Below are 18717 nucleotides of genomic sequence, written 5' to 3'. Positions count from 1 at the left end.
ATGGAGGCAAACATGTTTTCACGCCGACGGTTCTTGGGCACTGCCGCGCTAGCCAGCGCATCCGTCGTCAGCGGCCGGGCGCAGGCCGCCGCGATTCCGGAAGCCCCGCACATGGACAAGGCGGTGATGCAGCCGCCGCTGTACCCCATCAGCGGGCCGGACTATCGCCCCGTGGTCACCCTGAACGGCTGGTCGCTGCCGTTTCGCATGAACGGCGACTGGAAGGAATTCCATCTCGTCGCCGAGCCCGTGGTGCGCGAATTCGCCGAGGGTATGAAGGTAAATTTGTGGGGCTATAACGGCCAGTCGCCGGGCCCGACGATCGAAGCGGTCGAGGGCGACAAGCTGCGTATTTTCGTCACCAACAGACTGCCCGAATACACCACCGTGCACTGGCACGGCATGATCATTCCCAGCGGCATGGACGGTGTCGGCGGGCTGACCCAGCCGCACATCCAGCCCGGAAAGACCTTCGTCTACGAATTCGAGATGAGGAAGAGCGGGACCTTCATGTACCACCCGCACTCCGACGAGATGGTGCAGATGGCGATGGGCATGATGGGTATGGTCGTCGTGCATCCGCGCGACCCTAGCTTTCGGCCCGTCGACCGCGACTTCGTCTTCGTCATGAGCACCTATCGGGTCGATCCCGGCACATATCTGCCGCAAGTCAACGAGATGACCGACTTCAACATGTGGACCTGGAATGCGCGGGTATTCCCGGGCATCGATCCGCTGCCGGTGCGGCTCGGCGACAAGGTGCGCGTGCGCATCGGCAATCTCAGCATGACCAACCATCCGATCCATTTGCATGGCCACAGCTTTGCCGTGACCTGCACCGACGGCGGCTGGATTCCCGAGAGCGCGCAATATCCCGAGACGACGACGGACGTGCCGGTCGGCGCGGTGCGCGTGTTCGACGTGCTCGCCGACAATCCCGGCGACTGGGCGTTCCACTGCCACAAATCGCATCACACCATGAATGCGATGGGACACGACATGCGCAACCTGATCGGCGTGTCGCGCAAGGATCTTGCCAAGGCCGTCGGCAAGCTCGCGCCCGATAGCATGGCGATGGGCTCGACCGGTATGGCGATGGGGAACATGGAGATGCCCGCGCCCGACAACACGCTGCCGATGATGACCGGCACCGGCCAGTTCGGCCCGATCGAGATGGGCGGCATGTTCACGGTGATGAAGATCCGCGAGGACCTCGCGCGCGACGATTATCGCGATCCCGGCCCCTACCAATTCCCGAAAGGCAGCGTCGCCTACGAGGTCGAGGCGCCGGCCCCGGAGCCGACGCGGCAACAAGGGACGCCGATGCACAAGATGAAGATGTGAGCGTTTCGATGAACCACCACCAACTGGAGATACCAATGAAGAAAACGATCAAGCTCGGTCTCGCGCTGGCTGCGCTTTCGACCGCGCCGGCCTTTGCTCACGACCAGCACGGGCACGGCACCTTTTCGGCCGGCGAGCCCGGCGATCCCAAAAAGCCCGCGCGCACCATCGAGATCCTGCTGAACGAGATGGACTACGCACCCGCCCGGATCGAGGTCAAACGCGGCGAACAGATCCGCTTCGTGCTGCGCAATGTCGGCAGGGAGGACCATGAATTCCTGCTCGCCACCACCAAGGAGAATCTCGCGCATGCGGTGGAGATGAAGAAGCATCCGCACATGGAGCACGACGATCCCAACGGTGTCAGGCTCGCGCCGAGCAAGACGGCCGAAATCCTCTGGAAGTTCAGCAAGGCTGGCACGTTCGAATTTTCCTGCCTGATTCCCGACCACCGCGACTACGGCATGGTCGGCCAAGTCACCGTGAAGCAATAGAGGAGACCCCCATGAACCGCATCATCCGTATCGCCGCAGCGCTGTCGCTAACCGTCGGCCTTGCCGCAGGTGCCTTGGCGGCCCAGGGCGCCGCGATCAGCGGCGAGGTGAAGAAGATCGACGAGGGCGCCGGCAAGATCACGCTCAAGCACGGGCCCGCGAAAAGCCTCGGCATGGATGAACCCATGACCATGGTCTACCGCGTCAAGGACCCTGCTTTGCTCAAGCAGGTGAAGGTCGGCGACAACGTGACCTTCGAAGCCGAGGAGGCGGCTTCGGGGTACACGGTGACGAAGATGGAGAAGGCAAAGTAGCCCCTGCCGGCATTCCATCATGGTCATTCTGGGGCGCGCTTCCTGGCGCGAACCCGGAATGACAACCTGACCGGCCCCGAAATACCCCGGTCTGCCCCCTTGCCGCACTGTTTATTAACCGTTTGCTAACCATACACCCGGCAAGAATTGCCGAGTGGAGTCGAGTGTCGTCAGCCGCGTAGAACGGGGAGTTCCCTGTGGACGCCAGTGCGGTGCCTCACTTTCGGAACGGCGGCCCTTCGGCCGCCGCGCAGACGTTTGGGGCGCGCGGACGGCAGTCGCGCGGAGAGGCAGCTACCATGGTCGATGTCACCGCGGGACAGGGCGCAGGCAGCACGAATGCCGGCTTCCCCACCCTTGCCGAGATCGGCAACATCCTCAGGCGCGGCGACATCGCGCTGGCGCTCGGCGTCCTCACCATCCTGGTGGTGCTGATCCTGCCGCTGCCCGCGATCGTGCTGGACCTGTTCCTGGCGATCTCGATCACGCTTTCGATCCTGATCCTGATGACGTCGCTGTTCATCCAGACGCCGCTGGAATTCTCCGCCTTCCCGACTGTCCTGCTGATCTCGACCATGTTGCGGCTGTCGCTCAACATGGCCTCGACCCGCCTGATCCTGTCGCACGGGCATGAGGGCACGGACGCGGCCGGTCACGTCATCGAGGCCTTCGGCAGCTTCGTGATGGGCGGCAATTTCGTCATCGGCATCATCGTGTTCGCCATCCTGATCATCGTCAACTTCGTCGTCATCACCAAGGGTTCGGGCCGTATCGCCGAAGTCGCGGCCCGCTTCCACCTTGACGCCATGCCCGGCAAGCAGATGGCGATCGACGCCGATCTCTCCGCCGGCCTGATCGACGAGAAGGTCGCCAAGGAGCGGCGCAAGGAACTGGAGGACGAGAGCGGCTTCTTCGGTGCTATGGATGGCGCCTCCAAGTTCGTCCGCGGCGATGCCATCGCCGGCCTCTTGATCGTCTTCATCAACGTCGTCGGCGGCATGATCATCGGCGTGGCGCAGCAGGGCCTCTCCTTTGCCGACGCCGGCCGCAGCTACACGCTGCTGACCGTCGGTGACGGCCTCGTCACCCAGGTGCCGGCGCTGATCGTTTCGACCGCTGCGGGCCTGCTCGTCTCCAAGGCCGGCGTTTCCGGCGCCGCCGACAAGGCGCTGATGAAGCAGTTCTCCGGCTATCCGCAGGCGCTCGCGATGTCCTCGGCGGTCATGCTGGTGCTGGCCGCGCTGCCGGGCATTCCGACCATCCCCTTCCTGGCGCTCGGCGCCGGCGCCGGCGCCCTTGCCTGGAACGCGCGCAACCGCAAGCGGGCGACCGCCAAGGCCGACGAAGCCGCCAAGACTGCGCCCGCGCCGGGAACGCCGGGCGCATCGGGCTCCGCGGCGGCGGAGGAGCCGATCTCCTCGGCGTTGAAGATCGACGACCTCAAGATCGAGCTCGGCTATGCCCTGCTGCCGCTGGTCAATGGCCCCGACGGCACCGACCGCCTCACCGAGCAGATCAAGGCGCTGCGCCGCTCGCTCGCGATCGAGATGGGCTTTGTGATGCCGGCCGTGCGCATCCTCGACAACGTCCAGCTCGAAGCCAACACCTACATCATCAAGATCAAGGAGGTCGACGCGGGCACCGGCAAGATCTGGCCGAACCAGTTCATGGTCATGGACCCCGGCGGCAGCCAGGTGCAGGTGCCCGGCATCCACACCACCGAGCCGACCTTCGGCCTGCCCGCGACCTGGGTCGATGCCAGTCTCAAGGAGGAGGCCTCGCTCAAGGGCTACACCGTCGTCGACGCCGCGACCGTGCTCTCGACCCATCTCACCGAGTTGCTCAAAGCCAACATGTCGGACCTGCTCTCTTATGGCGAGGTGCAGAAGCTGCTCAAGGAGCTGCCGAAGGAGCAAGGCGAGCTGGTCAAGGATATCGTGCCGGGGCAGGTCACGGTCTCCGGCATCCAGCGCGTGCTGCAGCTGCTGCTCGCCGAGCGCATCTCGATCCGCGACCTCTCGACCATCCTCGAAGGCATCGCCGACTCGCTCGCCTTCTCGCGCAATCCCGCCACGATGGTCGAACACGTCCGCGCCCGCCTGGCGCGGCAGATCTGTGCGCAGAACACCTCCTACAACGGCTACCTGCCGCTGATTGCGCTGTCGGCCCGTTGGGAGCAAGCCTTTGCCGAATCCATTATCGGCCAAGGCGAAGAGCGCAGCCTCGCGATGCAGCCCTCAAAGCTGTCGGAGTTCATGACCGGCGTGCGCGAGGCCTTCGAGCGGGCCGCGCGCGAAGGCGAGGCCCCGGTGCTGGTTACCTCTGCGGCAATTCGTCCCTTCGTGCGCTCCCTGGTCGAGCGGTTCCGTGCCCAGACGACGGTGCTGTCGCAGGCCGAAATCCACCCCCGGGCGAGGTTGAAAACAGTCGGAAGCATCTGATTTGCCTTAAGAAGCCGTGTGTTTTTTGGCCACAGGCAAATGGTTTTTTCAGTTTCGGGGGCCTTGTCGACGAACGGCTGGCAAGGCACCGGACAGATACATTACCGCTTTGAAATAATTGCGAAATCGCACGAACAAGGGCCGTTTTTGATCGCGGCTCTTCACGTCTTGTCACGCTCTTGTGATCGCCTCTTGGGAACGAATCCGCCCAATACTAGGTTGTTGGGCACCGGGAGTATGAACCTGTCCAAACAAGCAGGCGACCACTTCCGGTAGATGGCGGCAGGAGCCTTCCATGAACCACTCGATTTACAGCGCAGATCGGTCGACCCACCTCAAGATCGTGGTCGTCGCGCTCGTTGCCGGCATCGTGGTGGCGGGTCTCGGCATCACGGCGCGTACGAGTTCAGACGAAGGCCTGACCCAGACCGCTCGCGTCATGAAGGCCGGCAAGCCGGTCGCTATCACCAGTTCGAACGTTTCGCTCGTTCGCTAAGGAGATTTGAGTTTCAGGAATTCACGCGGCTCTTTATCAGCCCCCCAAAGTCGCCACGTGGATATGTAGACGACCCCAACCCCAAGTCGACTACAGAAAGCGCCCGCCCCCCACGGGCGCTTTCTCATGTCTGGGGTACCTCCGTCGAGTGACTGAATTCATCTCTCATGTCCCGGACGCGCTGCAGCGTCCTTACGCTGCTGCGCGGAGCCGGGACCCAGAAGGCCACGCAAACCGCTGATGCATGGGCCCCGGCTCTGCAGCGCATCACTTCGTGCTGCGCAGCGTCCGGGGCACGAGACCTCTCTTCAGTAGACACACCTTCGCCCTCTCGCGGCGCATTTCGCCCGAGCTTTGCTTCGTCGCCTTGCCCTCGATTGAAAAGGGCGCAGGGAAGACCGGGCGCCGGCTGGCACCCGCGGTCCACTGTGCGAAGGTTGCAGTCAAAGATCTGCACAGCGGCATACAGGTGAAGCCAAAACGTCCGGCCTTCCCTGCGCAGTGGTTTGACGGCTTATGCCGTGCTCTCCCCGGGGAGCGATGCACTATTGCCCCCGTCGCCTTGCAGATGACTGATGCGCGCGCCCGGTCGGGCAACACACATCACCGCAAGACTTGACGCACAGACCCCGGGCGTCAGGACCACACGATTTTGCCGTACGCCGATCACACCGGTCGTGCGCGCGACGCCTTCGCTCACGGTTGCCCGCACTGCGAAACCCTTCGCGCCGATGTAACCAACGTCCACCGCCGTCCGGCCCGCGTTCGTGACGATCGCGATACGCCCCTCTTCCTTGGGCCGGGTTGCCGCGACACATACGTCGTTTCCGAATTTCGGTAAAGTGGAATATTTTTGGTCCTGCGCGTTGACCCACCACTCGCGTGTTTTGCCCGTCGCGCAACGCAAGGGCTTGTAGATGCAGTAACGGGGTGGCCATGACGGAGGTGCCCGGCCGTCGTGCTCTAACCGGCCACCGATCAGATGCCTACCGCGCCCCATAAGTCGGCGGCGGCGCCTGCACTGTCGGCGCTGCCGCGGCGAACAGCTCGTCCTTGCGCCCCGAGAGCGGCGGGTAGATACGCTTGCGGTTGATGGTCTGTTTGGTTGCCTTCGCGGCCGCGCCGATAGCACGGACTTCGCGGTCCCATCCTTCCGTATAGAGTGCGCCCCAGCCGCCGAGATCGAGCACGGTCACGTACCAGTCGATGCGCAGCGGCAGCATCGGCAGGCCTGCGAGATCGGCGACGACATTGTGGCCGGCAAAGCGGCCCATGGGACGCGCGAACTGGCAGGACATCACGGTCGGATGCAAGCCATCGACCACGCTCGAGGCGACGTCGCCGGCGGCGAACACACCGCCGACATCCGCAACCCGCAACAGGGGATCGACGAGAAGGCGCCCGAGGCGATCGCGTGCGTCCGGAAAGCTCGCCGCCAGGGGGCTCGCGCGCATCCCGGCACACCAGATCACCGTCCGCGTCGGAATGAACTCGCCCGAGTTCAGGCGCAGGCCGGCGGCCTCGACGGAGACGACGCGGACGCCAAGCCGTGTCTCGACGTCGAGCGAGGCCAACGCCGTCTCGATCACGGGACGCGCGTGCGCGCCGATGGTGGCGCCCACCGCCGGATTGGGATCGACGAGGATGATACGGCGGCTGCCGGTGATGCCGGCGCGCGCCAGCCTGTCGGGCATCTCGGCCGCGACCTCGATGCCGGTGAAGCCGGCGCCGACCACGACGACCGTCGAGCGCCCCGGCGAAGGCGCGCTGCGTCCGAGCGAAGTGAGATGACCCTCGAGGCGGAGCGCCGCAGGATAGGTGTCGACATCGAAAGCATGCTCGACAAGGCCAGGAATGGCGGGACGCATCACTTCGCTGCCGAGCGCCAGCACCAGCCGGTCATAAGCCAGCGTCTCGTCGCCGCTACCCGTGACCAGCGAAATCTCGCGCCGGGCCGGATCGATGGCTTCGACCTCGCCGATCCCGTGACGGACGCCGATCGGATCGAGCAGTTGCGATAGCGGAAGCGCGACCTCGCTGAGGTCGGCCTCGTAATTGCGAACGCGGATGTTGTGATAGGGATTGCGATCGACGACACAGATCTCGATGTCACGACCGGCCGCACCGATCTCGTCGCGCTTGCGTGCGGCACCGATGGCCGCCCACAGACCTGCAAACCCGGCGCCGAGCACGACAATACGCGCCATGTCCGTTGACTGCATTCCCAAGAGAGCGACGACGAAGCGACGAACGATCAAGCCGTCTGACCATTCAGACAGGTATAGCTCATCCGGCCGGGCGGACCAACTGCGGTGGCACCGGCGCGCAGCACAAATTCTCAGCGCGGCTCAGGCCTCGCGCAGTTCCGACGGCGTCGCGCCAAAGCGCTTGCGGAAGGCACGGTTGAAATAGGACAGATCGGAGAAGCCTGATGAGTGCGCGATGTCGCTGATCTTGCGGACCCTGGCGCGAGGATCGCCGAGCAGCTTGCGCGCTTGCAGCAGGCGCTGCTCCAGCACGAATTCGGTAAAGGTCGTTCCGGCCTGCTCTCGAACAGGCGCTGTGCCTGGCGCGGGCTCAGGCCGGAGCGCGTGGCGATCTCGGACAGGCAGAGATCGTTGCGGCCAAGCGCAGCCATCACGTCGGCGCGCATGAGATCGAGGCGGGCCGCCGCCTGCCCGCGGCCGCGCGCGAGACTTGCATGTTCGGCGTCGGTGCCGAGCAGGAGGCCGACGAGATCGACCATGTGCTGCGCGGTGAGGCGCTGGCCGACGGCATCGAGATGCGGCGCCTGATGGGCGGCAAGGGAATGGTAGCGGAAGATCGTCTCGGCGACCGCGCCGTCCGAGAGCACTTGCGACAGCTTGTCCTCGGCGCGCGGATTGATCTCGAGCAGCGCGCGACGCGGCATGCGGATGGTGGTGAAGCGATCTTCGTCGCTATGGCCGACGGTGCCGGTGATGCCCATGTCGACGAGCACCATCTGCGCGGGCGCAAGCTCCACGGCATGGCCGTTCTGCCCGACGCGGACGAGGCCCGCATGGCCCGCGATCAGGACGAGATCGTCGCTGCCGTCGGCAAGGTGGCTCTGGGTGCGTGAATATTGCGCGGAGGCACCTTCGGGAATGGCGAGCGCGATATTATCGACGACGCTGACCTGGAGCCGGCAATCGATGCTGTCGCCCCGGCTCGGCCCGATATCCAGGCCGCAGCAACCGAAGGTCCGCTCGCGCCAATGTTCGAAGGCCGGGCCGTGTGGCAGCCCTGCATATTGGTGAACGAAGATGCCCGACGTTTTCGCTGCATCCATCTGATTTCTCGCCCCTCTCCGGCACCATGATCGGCGGCGCCGACTGCAAATTCCGGGCATTTGACGCGGCGAAATGCGCAGAGGTTCAAATCGGGGGCGGATTCGGCGGGACTTGTCGGGATGCGACGGCGGGACGGACCGTGGCGACAGCGCGTCTACTTCTTCGCGGGCGCCTGCGGCTGGGACGGCGGCACGGTCTCGATCAGCTTGCCGGAAAATACCGGCGCCGAGGTCGGCTGCCCGTTGGGCGAGCCGCCCGTCTGCTCGACAGTGACGGCGTAGGTCGCGCCGTTGACGACGTCGGCATCGTACGAACCGAGCACCGGTCGTGCGGTGAAATCGCCTGCGCCGATCACGCCCAGCGAGCGCGGGCCCGGCAGCCTGTCGGAGATCAGCCAGAGCTCGAAACTCTTGCCGGGCTCCGGCGTCGCGCCGACCTTGCGCACGGTAAAATTCCTGGACGCACCGTCGATGGTGAGGATGAAGGCGGGACCGCCGCCCTGGCCCTGCAACAGCGCGACGTATTGCGACGAAGGCGGAAGCGACGCCGGTGTCTTCACCTCGACCGTCTGGATGCGCACGGGCGGACGCAAGCCGCCCGGCAGCGCCTCGGGCCGGAATATCTGAAGCGACAGCGTCACGAGCAGCGCGGCCGCGAGTGCACCGACGGCGGATGCGATGGTGCGCCAGCGCTTCACACGGCCCTCGAGCCGAATCACATTGCTGTTGTCGGCGACCGGCGCCGGCGGCACACGCGCGACCTGCGGGTCTGGCGCATGGACCTGCGGCATGAATATCGGCACGACGTCGGGAATCGCGTCGCGCTCGGAGCGCACGGCTTCGCCCTGCTCCGCTTCGGGAGGCTGCGGCCCCGGTTGTTGCATATCCTGCGACGGCAGCTCCGGAGGCACGGTGTCGAGCGAGGATAATTCCGGCACAGATGGCGGTAGCGGCGGCGCGACGTCCTGCAGCGCCGGCGGCTCCTGCGCAAAGTCCGTCCGCGCGAGCTCGGACCTGATGTTCTCCCACACGATCGGACGCGGCTCGATCGAGCCGACCATCTGGTTGAGCACGCCGATCCGGTACGCCCACGCCTGCACGATCTCGGCGAACGCCTCGTCCACCGCCATCATGGTCTCGACCTGCGCGCGCTCGTCGGCGTCGAGCGTACCGAGCGCATATTCCGCGGCGAGCGCGATATGGTCCTCCGTATAGGCCATCACTTGCAGTCCAGACCCACCCTCACAGTATGAGCTCTCATAGCCCAAGCCCTCATAGCCCAAGCCTCATAGTCCAAGACATGCGCGAATATCCAACATGCTGCGGCGGAGCCACGTCTTCACCGTGTTGACGGGCACCGCGAATTTCTCCGCCAATTGCTCGCGGCTCCAGCCGTTGTAATAGGCGAGAAGCACGAGTCTTTGACGGTCCGGCTCGAGCCGGCCGATGCATTCCAGGAGCCGCTTCAATTCCTCGGTCATCTCCCTCCGCGCCAGCGGATCGGGGCTGTCGCCTGCGACTTCCATCGCCTGCGGCTCTTCCTCGATGGAGACTTCCGTTTTCTTGCGCACGATGTCGATGGCGCGGTTGCGCGCGATCGACGCCATCCATGTGATCGGCGACGACAGAGCGGGATTGAACTGGCCGGCGCTGTTCCAGATCTTGACGTAGGTCTCCTGAATGACCTCCTCTGCGATATCCTGTCGGCGTAAGATACGGAGCACGACGCCAAAGAGTTTCGCGCGCGTGGCGACGTAGAGGCGTTCGAACGCGGCCTGATCGCCCTGCGCTACCGCCCCAATCAGCCCGACCAGCTCTGCTGGCGTCAGCATTCAGCCCCCCAATGCGCGGCCCGTCGCGTTCCGCGCAGGCTCTGGCACTCCGCCACCATAGCGCGCGACAAAGCCGACCACCAAGGGGGCGCGTCGCCACGCTGTGGACAGCACATGCGAAAACCCGGCCCTTCCGGGTCCGGGTTCTGCAAAATTCTCGCAGGTCTGGCGGCTAGTGCCTCAGGCAACGGCGCCCATGCGGGCACGCATCAGGCCGATGCTGTCGAGGTCGGCCTGCTCGCGGGCGTTTTCCTCGGCACGTTCGCGGGCCTGGTCGCGCTCGTCGAGGAGCTCGACCTTCTTCAGTTCCTCGAAGGCTTCGGCCAGAGCGGCCTTGGCTTCGTCGAGCTGGCCCTTCAGCTCGTCGGCCGAACGGGTCAGGTTCTCGCGGCGCTGGATCGCCGCCTTGGCATAGGTCGGATAGGCGAAGTGCGAGGGATCGTTGATCCCGGCACGCTCCTGCTCGGTCGAGATCTCGCGTTCGAGATCGGTCGACATCCGCTGGAAGTCGGCAATCATGGTCTCGATCTGGGTGACCCGGCGGCGCTTCTCGTCGACCTGAAATTTCTTCAGGCGAATGAGGGTATCACGTGACTTCATCGACTCGTACTCCCCAGAAGTCCCTTGGCTGCACGTGGGACAACACCGGTCTCCCCACGGGCCCGACTGGGGCCAAGACCGGCTCTGCTACTCTGTGGGATGGGATGATGACGGGACAAAGTTAGCGTTCCGTTTCCAAATTGCCGAGGATTAGCGCCAACTGGCGGTAGCCGTCCGCCAATGATGCATTTTCGTCCTTGCGCTGGCGCAGGAAGGCCTCCAGCGGCTCGTGCAGGCGGATCGCCTCGTCGACCTCGGGGCTGGAGCCGGCGCGGTAGGCCCCGAGCCGGATCAATTCCTCCATGTCGGCATAGGTCGCCATCACCTGGCGCGCCCGCTGGATGGTCGGCCAGAATTGCGGGTCGGCCGATTTCGGCATGGTGCGGGAGACGGATTTGAGGATGTTGATGGCGGGGTAGCGGCCGCGCTCGGCGATCGAGCGCTGCATCACGATGTGGCCGTCGAGGATGCCGCGGACAGCATCCGCGATCGGCTCGTTATGGTCGTCGCCGTCGACCAGCACGGTGAAGATCGCGGTGATGGCGCCCTCGCCCAGGCCCGGTCCGGCGCGCTCCAGAAGCTTCGGCAGCTCGGTGAAGACGGTCGGCGTATAGCCCTTGGCGGTCGGCGGTTCGCCGGCGGACAGGCCGATCTCGCGCTGGGCCATGGCAAAGCGCGTCACCGAGTCCATCAGGCACAGGACGTCCTGCTCCTCGTCGCGAAAATATTCGGCGACCGCGAGCGTGAGATACGCGGCCTGACGGCGCATCAGCGCCGGCTCGTCAGAGGTCGCGACCACGACGACGGAGCGCGCCAGGCCCTCCTCTCCGAGGTCGTCCTGCAAGAACTCCTGCACCTCGCGGCCACGTTCGCCGATCAGCCCGATCACGCTGACCGCGGCATCGACATTGCGCGCGAGCATCGACAGCAGCACCGATTTGCCGACGCCGGACCCTGCGAAGATGCCCATGCGCTGGCCGCGGCAACAGGTGAGAAAGGTGTTCATCGCGCGCACGCCGAGATCGAGCGGCGCGCCGACGCGCTTGCGCGAGTGCGCCGGCGGCGGCGAATTGCGGTACGGCATTGGCGCCGGGCCCTGCGGCAGCGGCCCCTTGCCGTCGATCGGCTCGCCCAGTGCATTGACGACGCGGCCGAGCCAGGCCGCGCAAGGCCGCACCTGATTTGCGGAATTGGCGATAACGGCCTTGCAGCCGCGCCGCACGCCGTCGAGGCCGGCGAACGGCATCACGACGGCATTGTTGCCGGAGAAGCCGATCACCTCGCAGGGAATGGAACGGTTGCCGCCGGTCTCGATCACGAGCCGCGCGCCGACCGACATCGCGTGGATCGGGCCGGCCACCTCGACCATCAGGCCGCGCACGCCGACCACACGGCCATAAATATTGACGCCGTCGATATCGCCGATCTGTTCGGCCAGCGCCTTCATTCGGCAAGAGCTTTCATTAAGAGAGTGCCTTCATAAGAGGGCCTGGATGGGGTGATCGCCTGCGCGATCCCGGGGGTTCGTGGCGAAAACCTTAAATTTCGCCATATTTCTGAACGGCGCTTAACTTCGTGTTTACCCGCATCGTTAATCATTGCGTCACTGTCTTTGTGACTGAGCGTGACTCCCCTTCAGAAGAAGGTTGAGTCGCGGGAGTCGGTTAGGCCCGTCTCTTAAAGTGGAACTTGAACGCAACCGGATAACGAAAGCTGCTTCGTACACAAGACCTTAGGGCGATTCGACCAAAATTGCATCTACAGGGCTTGCGTTCCAGAATCAGAATTTGTTAACCATCTGTTGTCAGGATCCGAATCAGTTGTTCAAAGGCGTTTTGTTGTGTGCCGCGAATGCGGCCGACCTGACGCCCAGGAGCGGCGACTATGGGGAACTGGCATGCGCGTTTTGCTGATTGAAGATGACAGCGCCGTCGCGCAGTCGATCGAGCTGATGCTGAAGTCTGAGAGCTTCAACGTCTACACGACCGATTTGGGGGAAGAAGGCGTCGATCTCGGTAAATTATACGATTACGACATTATCCTTCTCGACCTCAACCTGCCCGACATGTCCGGCTACGACGTGCTCAAGCAGCTCCGGGTCTCCAAGATCAAGACACCAATTCTGATCCTCTCCGGCCTCGCCGGCATCGAGGACAAGGTCAAGGGTCTCGGCGTCGGCGCCGACGACTACATGACCAAGCCGTTCCACAAGGACGAGCTGGTTGCCCGCATCCACGCGATCGTGCGCCGTTCCAAGGGCCACGCCCAGTCGGTCATCCAGACCGGCGACCTCGTCGTCAACCTCGACACCAAGACGGTCGAAGTCGGCGGCCAGCGCGTGCATCTGACCGGTAAGGAATACCAGATGCTGGAGCTGCTCTCGCTCCGCAAAGGTACGACCCTCACCAAGGAAATGTTCCTCAACCACCTCTACGGCGGCATGGACGAGCCGGAGCTGAAGATCATCGACGTCTTCATCTGCAAGCTCCGCAAGAAGCTCGCGAATGCCTCGGAAGGCCGCAACTTCATCGAGACCGTGTGGGGCCGCGGCTACGTGCTGCGCGAGCCGCACGAGGTCGAAGAGCGCATCCCCGCCTGATCAGTTTACGTCGCAAGCCCCAGGGGCTTGCTCCTCCCAGCCTGGACCCCGCCGCAAATGGCGGGGTTTTTGTTTTTTGGGGACACGAACGCGGCCTCATCGTCCGCCCGCCATTGAACCGCTATCCTTCCCCCGCCGACGAATGGTCGCTGCACGATGGGGGAACGATGATCCTGCAATCACTGGCCGGCTTGCCCGCCTTCCTGGTCTATTTCTGCACCGGGCTGGTCGCGATCGTGGCGTATCTGTTCGTCTACACCCGCATCACGGCGCACAACGAATTCCAGCTGATCCGCGACAACGATCCGGCTGCCGCGATCGCGCTCGGCCTCAGCCTGCTGGGCTTCGTGGCGCCGCTGGTTAGCGCCATCGCGCATTCGGCCAATGTGCTGGACTGCCTGATATGGGCGATGATCGGGCTGCTCGTTCAGATCGTCGTGTTCTTTCTGGTGAAGGTGCCGGTGCCGAACCTATCGGCGCGGATCGCCGCCGGCGAGCTCGCGCCCGCGATCTGGCTCGGGCTGTCGTCGCTCGCCGCGGGCCTGCTCAACGCCGCCTGCATGATCTACTGACATGGCCGACAAGCCCTCCAAAAAGGAGTTCGGCAAACGCCGGCCGGCGGCGGGACCGCCGGCTCCGCAACCGCCGGTGAAGCGCTCCGGCCATGTCGCGCTGCTGGTGATGGGCACGATCGCGGTCGGCGCCACCGCCTAGACGCTGATGCCGCGGCAGAATTGCGAGCCCTCTGCTCCCGGGGCGACAGTCCCCGGAGGCGCGCCGGTGCAGGCAAGCGCCGCGTGCAGCAGCAGAAGCGGTTCGTCAGGCGGCGGCTCGCGCTGGTCGTCGCGATCGAATTTCTTCAGCAGCGACTCCTCGAGCCATTCCTCGTCGGGAACGTCGTCCGATTCAGGCTCCGGCGGCGTGAGCCGCGGCGGCTTCGGCTCGTTTGGTCACGGCTTTTCGGGTGGCGGCTGATCCATGCAACGCATCGTCTGCCCCGAGCGCGACGACTGGCGGCAGACTGCCGAACAATACGGCTTCGCCTTCCACACCATCGATGGCGAGCGCTATTGGGACGAGCGCGCCTACTACGCCTTCACGCTCGACGAGATCGAGCGCGGCATCGAGACGCCGACCGGCGAGATCGACGCGATGTGCCTGGAGCTTGCCGGCCGCGTGATCGGCGACGCGCGCCATCTGCAGCGCTTGAAGATACCGGACGCGTTCTGGAGCTTGATCGCCGAAAGCTGGGCACGAGACGACCGCAGCCTCTATGGCCGGCTCGATCTGAAATTCGACGGCAAGGGGCCGGCAAAGCTGCTCGAATACAACGCGGATACGCCGACCTCGGTTTTCGAAGCCGCGGTGTTTCAATGGACCTGGGTCGAACAGGCGATCGATCGCCAAATCATCCCGTCACGCGCTGACCAGTTCAACTCCATCCACGAGCGGCTGATCGAAGCGTGGAAGCAGATTGCCGCAGGCCGCCATGTCCATCTCGCCGGCACCACAGGCAATGACGAGGACGCCGGCACGCTCGCCTATCTCGAAGACACGGCGCGCCAGGCGGGACTGACGACCACACTGCTCGACATCGAGGCGATCGGCTGGCGCGACCAGGCCGGCGGCTTCGTCGATATCGACGGCCGCGACATAGCGCTCGCCTTCAAGCTCTATCCCTGGGAATGGATGTTCCACGACGCCTTCGGCGCGAAGCTCAAGGACGCAACGACGCGCTGGATCGAACCGCCGTGGAAGGCGGTGCTCTCCAACAAGGGCATCCTGCCGCTGCTCTGGGAGATGTTTCCGAACCATCCCCATCTGCTGCCGGCCTTCTTCGATGACGATCCGCGGGCGGCCGAGCTCGGAAGCTCCTATGTGCGCAAGCCGCTGCTGTCGCGCGAAGGCGCCAATGTCACGCTGGTGTCTGGCGGCATGCCGCTCGACGAGCAGGCCGGCCCTTACGGCGCCGAAGGATTTGTGCGGCAGGCATTGTCACCGCTGCCGAATTTTTCCGGCTTCTATCCGGTGGTGGGAAGCTGGCTGGTGAATCACGAACCCTGCGGCCTGTCGATCCGCGAGGATGAAAGCCCGATCACCGGCAACGGCTCGCGGTTTCTGCCGCATGCGATTTTGTGAGTTACGCTCTTCCCCCTCACCTTGTGGGGACAAGGAAGACAGTTTACCGCGCCGCGGCGACCTTCAACGACGGCGGCATCAATCCGCCCATCGGCCGGCCGGAGCGCGTCGGGTTGAGCTGATAGAGACCGCGGCGGTCGGCGATCGGGCGGAACGCGTCGGTGATGCCGACGACGGATTCGGCGGCGCCAAGCAGCAGCGTGCCGTCGACTTCCAGTCCCTTCGCCATGCGCTCGAAGATCACCGCCTTGGTGTCCTGGTCGAAATAGATCAGGACGTTGCGGCAGAAGATCACGTCGAACGTGCCGAGATGGGAGAAGTCCTGCAACAGATTGAGCTGGCGGAACTGCACCATCGCGCGAATGTCGGCATTGAGCTGCCAGATGTCGCCCGATTGCGTGAAGTATTTCATCAGGTGCTGGATCGGCAGGCCGCGCTGCACCTCGAACTGGCTGTAGACGCCGGCCTTGGATTTCTCCAGCACCTCCTGCGACAGATCGGTGGCGACGATCTCGATGCGCCAGCCGGCCAAGGCTGCGCCCATCTCCTTCACGCACATCGCGATCGAATAGGGCTCCTGCCCCGTCGACGCCGCCGCCGACCAGATGCGCAGCGATCTGCGCGCCGCGCGCGCCCGAAGCAGACCCGGCAGGATGGTTTCGCGTAAGTGATCGAACGGAATCTTGTCGCGGTAGAAGAAAGTCTCGTTGGTGGTCATCGCTTCGACCACGTCGGTCGCAAGCCGCCCGTCGCCGTTCCTGATCTTCAGCACGAGATCGGGAATGCCGGGAAGACTAGCCTTGCGGGCCAGCGGCAGCAGACGGCTCTCAACCAGATACTGCTTGTCCGGGGAGAGATCGAGGCCGGAGCGCTCTTTCAGGAACTTGCGCAGATAGTCGTAGTCGACCGGCGTCACGAGCGGTCTCCTGCGAACAGGCGATTGACCCGGGCGCCGATCTGGTTGAGCGGCAGGATCGCCGCGCAGATGCCGGCATGGGCCGCAGCGCCCGGCATGCCCCAGACCACGCTCGTGGCTTCGTCCTGCGCGATGACGCTGCCGCCGGCGGCAACGATGTCCTTGCCGCCGCGCATGCCGTCCGAGCCCATGCCCGTCAGGATCACGGAGAGGATGGCGCCATGCCAGATGTCGATGGCGGAGGTGAACAGCGGGTCGACCGCGGGCTTGCAGAAATTGACGGCGGGGCCGTCGTCGAGCGCGATCGCCACGTCGGCGCCGCTGCGCACGACGCGCATGTGCTTGCCGCCCGGCGCAAGGTAGATGCGGCCCGGCTTTACCGGCTCGCCATCGACCGCCTCGGCCGCTGGCTTGCGGCTCGTGCGTGCCAGATGCTCGGCAAGGATGGTCGTGAAGGTCGGCGGCATGTGCTGGGTGATCAGCACCGGGAAGCGGTCGATCACCGGACCGAGCTCGGTGACGAGCGCCATCAGCGCCTGAGGACCGCCGGTCGATGAGCCGATCAGCAGCACCTTCGGCGCCTGGGTCGAGAACGGACGCGTGGTCAGCGAACCCGACGACAGGGCATGTATGGCCGGAGCCGGTGCGGGCGTAGCAGGCCGCGCGACAGCCGGTCCACGTGCGACTGACGCCGGGCTTGCGGGCGCCAGCGGCGGGCTCGCAACGGCGGGCTTCCGGCGCAGCCGTGCGCCGAGGTGGCGGATCTTCTGGATCAGATCGTGGTGGAAGATGTCCGCAGCCGACGCCTCGCGCGTCGATTCCGGCTTCGGAATGTAGTCGGCCGCGCCGAGCGACAGCGCCTTGAAGCTGATCTCCGCGTTACGGCGGGTCAGCGTCGAGGCCATGATGATGACGAGATCGCGCTTCTTCGCCAGCAATTGCGGCAGCGCCGAGATGCCGTCCAGCTCGGGCATTTCGATGTCGAGCACGGCAACATCAGGGTTGATGCGTTCGATCTGGTTGACCGCCTCGAGCCCGGTGCGCAGCGAGGCCGCGACCTCCATGTCGTGCTCGGCACCGATCCAGCGCGAGATCAGACCGCGGATGACGACGGAGTCGTCGACGATCATCACCCGCAACGGGCCGGCTTCGCGCGACGAACCCGTGGTCGAATTACCTGCGAACGCAACGCTCATTACTCACCAACTCGGACTGAAACGGTTCAGTTGAAAACAAACGCCGAAGGATCCGTTCAGCCTCCGGGCGGTCGCTCAGATAAGCCCGACTTCCTGGAATTTCGCCGTCACGATGTCTTTGTCGAACGGCTTCATGATATACTCGTTGGCGCCGGCGTGCAGCGCGCGCGCGATGTGCGCGACGTCGTTCTCGGTAGTGCAGAACACGACCTTGGGCTGGTCGCCACCGGGCATGCGCCTGAGATGGCCGAGGAACTCGTAGCCGTCCATCACGGGCATGTTCCAGTCGAGCAGCACTGCGTCGGGCAGGCCGCGCTTGCAGGCTTCCAGAGCTTTCTCACCATCTTCCGCTTCGAGGATCTGGAAGTCGAGGCCCTCCAGGATCCGGCGCGCAACCTTGCGGATGACGCTGGAATCATCAACGACGAGACAAGTTCGCATGTGAACCTCTGCTTCTACCCCCTTTGCGGGGGCACTTCCAATTGCAGGTACGTCGGCGGTAGTGCCGCCGTATCAGGCCGCCATCATCTCGGGCGCGAGCTCGAGGACGCGATCGACGTCGAGGACGACCATGAGCTGTCCGTCGAGGCGGTGGACGCCGCCGGCGAGCTTGGCCATGCGGGGATCGAGGTTGACGGGGTTTTCTTCCATGTTGTCTTCGGCAAGCCGCAGCACCTCGCCGATCTGGTCGATCAGCAGGCCGTAGGATTCACCGCGCAGGTCGACGCCGACCGCCATCGGCGGCTTGCCGTCCTCGGGCCTGGGCAGGCCGAGCCGGGCGCGCATGTCGACCACGGTGACGATGCGGCCGCGCAGGTTCAATACGCCCGCGATCTCGCGCGAGGACAACGGAACGCGGGTGACGCGCTCGGGCATGAACACGTCCTGGACGCGGGAGATCGGCAGGCCGAACAGCTGGCCGCCGATCATCGCGGTGACGTATTCGACCATGGCGCCTTCGCCGGACTGGGTCTTCCTGGTCATGTGCGTATCTCCTGATCCATGCCGGTTTGTTGGAGCATGATCTCCGCGCAAA

At 64.7% G+C, this 18717-nt stretch carries 18 protein-coding genes and 2 pseudogenes; 9 read left to right on the top strand and 11 right to left on the bottom strand.

Annotation, left to right across the window (positions count from 1 at the left end; translation table 11 throughout):
- The first annotated feature begins 12 nt into the window (after positions 1–12).
- The 5 genes from ACVWYI_RS08685 to ACVWYI_RS08665 all read left to right on the top strand — a co-directional run bounded on the left by ACVWYI_RS08685 (position 13) and on the right by ACVWYI_RS08665 (position 5089).
- On the top strand, positions 13–1344 hold the full coding sequence (locus tag ACVWYI_RS08685) for a copper oxidase (protein ID WP_456661687.1): 1332 nt from the start codon (positions 13–15) through the stop codon (positions 1342–1344).
- Positions 1345–1379: 35 nt separating this feature from the next.
- Complete coding sequence (locus ACVWYI_RS08680) at positions 1380–1838, top strand: cupredoxin domain-containing protein (protein WP_456661686.1); 459 nt, start codon at positions 1380–1382, stop codon at positions 1836–1838.
- Positions 1839–1849: 11 nt separating this feature from the next.
- Positions 1850–2152 (top strand): copper-binding protein, encoded by a 303-nt coding sequence (locus ACVWYI_RS08675; RefSeq protein WP_456661685.1) that lies wholly within the window; start codon positions 1850–1852, stop codon positions 2150–2152.
- 299 nt (positions 2153–2451) lie between these two features.
- On the top strand, positions 2452–4593 hold the full coding sequence (flhA, locus tag ACVWYI_RS08670; RefSeq protein WP_354047542.1) for a flagellar biosynthesis protein FlhA: 2142 nt from the start codon (positions 2452–2454) through the stop codon (positions 4591–4593).
- A 295-nt stretch (positions 4594–4888) separates the two neighbouring features.
- Positions 4889–5089, top strand: coding sequence for a hypothetical protein (locus ACVWYI_RS08665; RefSeq protein ID WP_247348961.1), 201 nt, complete (start codon positions 4889–4891; stop codon positions 5087–5089).
- A 986-nt stretch (positions 5090–6075) separates the two neighbouring features.
- On the opposite strand, the gene ACVWYI_RS08660 is transcribed toward ACVWYI_RS08665, so the two are convergent.
- From ACVWYI_RS08660 to fliI, 7 genes and pseudogenes are all read right to left on the bottom strand, one after another.
- The gene (locus ACVWYI_RS08660; protein ID WP_354047544.1) at positions 6076–7296 is read right to left on the bottom strand and encodes an NAD(P)/FAD-dependent oxidoreductase; all 1221 of its coding nucleotides are present in this window, start codon (positions 7294–7296) and stop codon (positions 6076–6078) included.
- A 141-nt stretch (positions 7297–7437) separates the two neighbouring features.
- The gene (locus tag ACVWYI_RS08655) at positions 7438–7608 is read right to left on the bottom strand and encodes a helix-turn-helix domain-containing protein (protein WP_456664495.1); all 171 of its coding nucleotides are present in this window, start codon (positions 7606–7608) and stop codon (positions 7438–7440) included.
- A gap of 260 nt (positions 7609–7868) precedes the next feature.
- Positions 7869–8399: pseudogene (locus ACVWYI_RS08650) on the bottom strand (AraC-like ligand-binding domain-containing protein); the annotation flags it as partial.
- A gap of 155 nt (positions 8400–8554) precedes the next feature.
- Complete coding sequence (locus ACVWYI_RS08645; protein ID WP_354106957.1) at positions 8555–9619, bottom strand: anti-sigma factor; 1065 nt, start codon at positions 9617–9619, stop codon at positions 8555–8557.
- A 66-nt stretch (positions 9620–9685) separates the two neighbouring features.
- Positions 9686–10231, bottom strand: coding sequence for a sigma-70 family RNA polymerase sigma factor (locus ACVWYI_RS08640; RefSeq protein ID WP_247348965.1), 546 nt, complete (start codon positions 10229–10231; stop codon positions 9686–9688).
- Between the two features lie 180 nt (positions 10232–10411).
- Positions 10412–10831, bottom strand: a complete 420-nt coding sequence (gene fliJ / locus ACVWYI_RS08635; protein ID WP_007606301.1) for a flagellar export protein FliJ — start codon at positions 10829–10831, stop codon at positions 10412–10414.
- 121 nt (positions 10832–10952) lie between these two features.
- Positions 10953–12278, bottom strand: a complete 1326-nt coding sequence (gene fliI, locus ACVWYI_RS08630) for a flagellar protein export ATPase FliI (RefSeq protein ID WP_247348966.1) — start codon at positions 12276–12278, stop codon at positions 10953–10955.
- Between the two features lie 450 nt (positions 12279–12728).
- Between fliI and ctrA the strand changes: the two genes are divergently transcribed.
- The 4 genes and pseudogenes from ctrA to ACVWYI_RS08610 all read left to right on the top strand — a co-directional run bounded on the left by ctrA (position 12729) and on the right by ACVWYI_RS08610 (position 15569).
- Positions 12729–13430 (top strand): response regulator transcription factor CtrA, encoded by a 702-nt coding sequence (gene ctrA, locus ACVWYI_RS08625; RefSeq protein ID WP_007600544.1) that lies wholly within the window; start codon positions 12729–12731, stop codon positions 13428–13430.
- Positions 13431–13597: 167 nt separating this feature from the next.
- Positions 13598–14002 carry a DUF350 domain-containing protein gene (locus ACVWYI_RS08620; protein WP_247348967.1) on the top strand — a complete coding sequence of 135 codons (405 nt, stop codon included), beginning with the start codon at positions 13598–13600 and terminating at the stop codon, positions 14000–14002.
- Position 14003: 1 nt separating this feature from the next.
- Positions 14004–14405, top strand: a pseudogene (locus ACVWYI_RS08615) (hypothetical protein).
- A gap of 3 nt (positions 14406–14408) precedes the next feature.
- A complete protein-coding gene (locus ACVWYI_RS08610) occupies positions 14409–15569 on the top strand; it encodes a glutathionylspermidine synthase family protein (RefSeq protein WP_456661684.1) in 1161 nt (386 codons plus the stop codon).
- Positions 15570–15612: 43 nt separating this feature from the next.
- Here ACVWYI_RS08610 and ACVWYI_RS08605 read toward each other — a convergent pair whose 3' ends face one another.
- The 4 genes from ACVWYI_RS08605 to ACVWYI_RS08590 all read right to left on the bottom strand — a co-directional run bounded on the left by ACVWYI_RS08605 (position 15613) and on the right by ACVWYI_RS08590 (position 18665).
- Positions 15613–16485 carry a CheR family methyltransferase gene (locus ACVWYI_RS08605; RefSeq protein ID WP_354047557.1) on the bottom strand — a complete coding sequence of 291 codons (873 nt, stop codon included), beginning with the start codon at positions 16483–16485 and terminating at the stop codon, positions 15613–15615.
- Entirely contained in the window at positions 16482–17681 is a 1200-nt protein-coding gene (locus tag ACVWYI_RS08600) for a protein-glutamate methylesterase/protein-glutamine glutaminase (protein ID WP_456661683.1), read from the bottom strand. The genes ACVWYI_RS08605 and ACVWYI_RS08600 overlap by 4 nt, the downstream gene beginning before the upstream one ends.
- Positions 17682–17756: 75 nt before the next feature.
- A complete protein-coding gene (locus tag ACVWYI_RS08595) occupies positions 17757–18122 on the bottom strand; it encodes a response regulator (RefSeq protein ID WP_007600538.1) in 366 nt (121 codons plus the stop codon).
- A 72-nt stretch (positions 18123–18194) separates the two neighbouring features.
- Positions 18195–18665 (bottom strand): chemotaxis protein CheW, encoded by a 471-nt coding sequence (locus ACVWYI_RS08590; protein ID WP_354047561.1) that lies wholly within the window; start codon positions 18663–18665, stop codon positions 18195–18197.
- Positions 18666–18717 lie beyond the last annotated feature (52 nt).

It is taken from the genome of Bradyrhizobium sp. LB13.1 (assembly GCF_054056815.1).
This window is presented reverse-complemented; position numbering and strand designations above follow the sequence as displayed.

Bases quoted from the DNA above. Each gene is read 5' to 3' on its own strand.
- ACVWYI_RS08685 (WP_456661687.1), top strand. From the start codon at position 13: ATGTTTTCACGCCGACGGTTCTTGGGCACTGCCGCGCTAGCCAGCGCA.
- ACVWYI_RS08680 (WP_456661686.1), top strand. From the start codon at position 1,380: ATGAAGAAAACGATCAAGCTCGGTCTCGCGCTGGCTGCGCTTTCGACC.
- ACVWYI_RS08675 (WP_456661685.1), top strand. From the start codon at position 1,850: ATGAACCGCATCATCCGTATCGCCGCAGCGCTGTCGCTAACCGTCGGC.
- flhA (WP_354047542.1), top strand. From the start codon at position 2,452: ATGGTCGATGTCACCGCGGGACAGGGCGCAGGCAGCACGAATGCCGGC.
- ACVWYI_RS08665 (WP_247348961.1), top strand. From the start codon at position 4,889: ATGAACCACTCGATTTACAGCGCAGATCGGTCGACCCACCTCAAGATC.
- ACVWYI_RS08660 (WP_354047544.1), bottom strand. From the start codon at position 7,296: ATGGCGCGTATTGTCGTGCTCGGCGCCGGGTTTGCAGGTCTGTGGGCG.
- ACVWYI_RS08645 (WP_354106957.1), bottom strand. From the start codon at position 9,619: ATGGCCTATACGGAGGACCATATCGCGCTCGCCGCGGAATATGCGCTC.
- ACVWYI_RS08640 (WP_247348965.1), bottom strand. From the start codon at position 10,231: ATGCTGACGCCAGCAGAGCTGGTCGGGCTGATTGGGGCGGTAGCGCAG.
- fliJ (WP_007606301.1), bottom strand. From the start codon at position 10,831: ATGAAGTCACGTGATACCCTCATTCGCCTGAAGAAATTTCAGGTCGAC.
- fliI (WP_247348966.1), bottom strand. From the start codon at position 12,278: ATGAAGGCGCTGGCCGAACAGATCGGCGATATCGACGGCGTCAATATT.
- ctrA (WP_007600544.1), top strand. From the start codon at position 12,729: ATGCGCGTTTTGCTGATTGAAGATGACAGCGCCGTCGCGCAGTCGATC.
- ACVWYI_RS08620 (WP_247348967.1), top strand. From the start codon at position 13,598: ATGATCCTGCAATCACTGGCCGGCTTGCCCGCCTTCCTGGTCTATTTC.
- ACVWYI_RS08610 (WP_456661684.1), top strand. From the start codon at position 14,409: ATGCAACGCATCGTCTGCCCCGAGCGCGACGACTGGCGGCAGACTGCC.
- ACVWYI_RS08600 (WP_456661683.1), bottom strand. From the start codon at position 17,681: ATGAGCGTTGCGTTCGCAGGTAATTCGACCACGGGTTCGTCGCGCGAA.
- ACVWYI_RS08595 (WP_007600538.1), bottom strand. From the start codon at position 18,122: ATGCGAACTTGTCTCGTCGTTGATGATTCCAGCGTCATCCGCAAGGTT.
- ACVWYI_RS08590 (WP_354047561.1), bottom strand. From the start codon at position 18,665: ATGACCAGGAAGACCCAGTCCGGCGAAGGCGCCATGGTCGAATACGTC.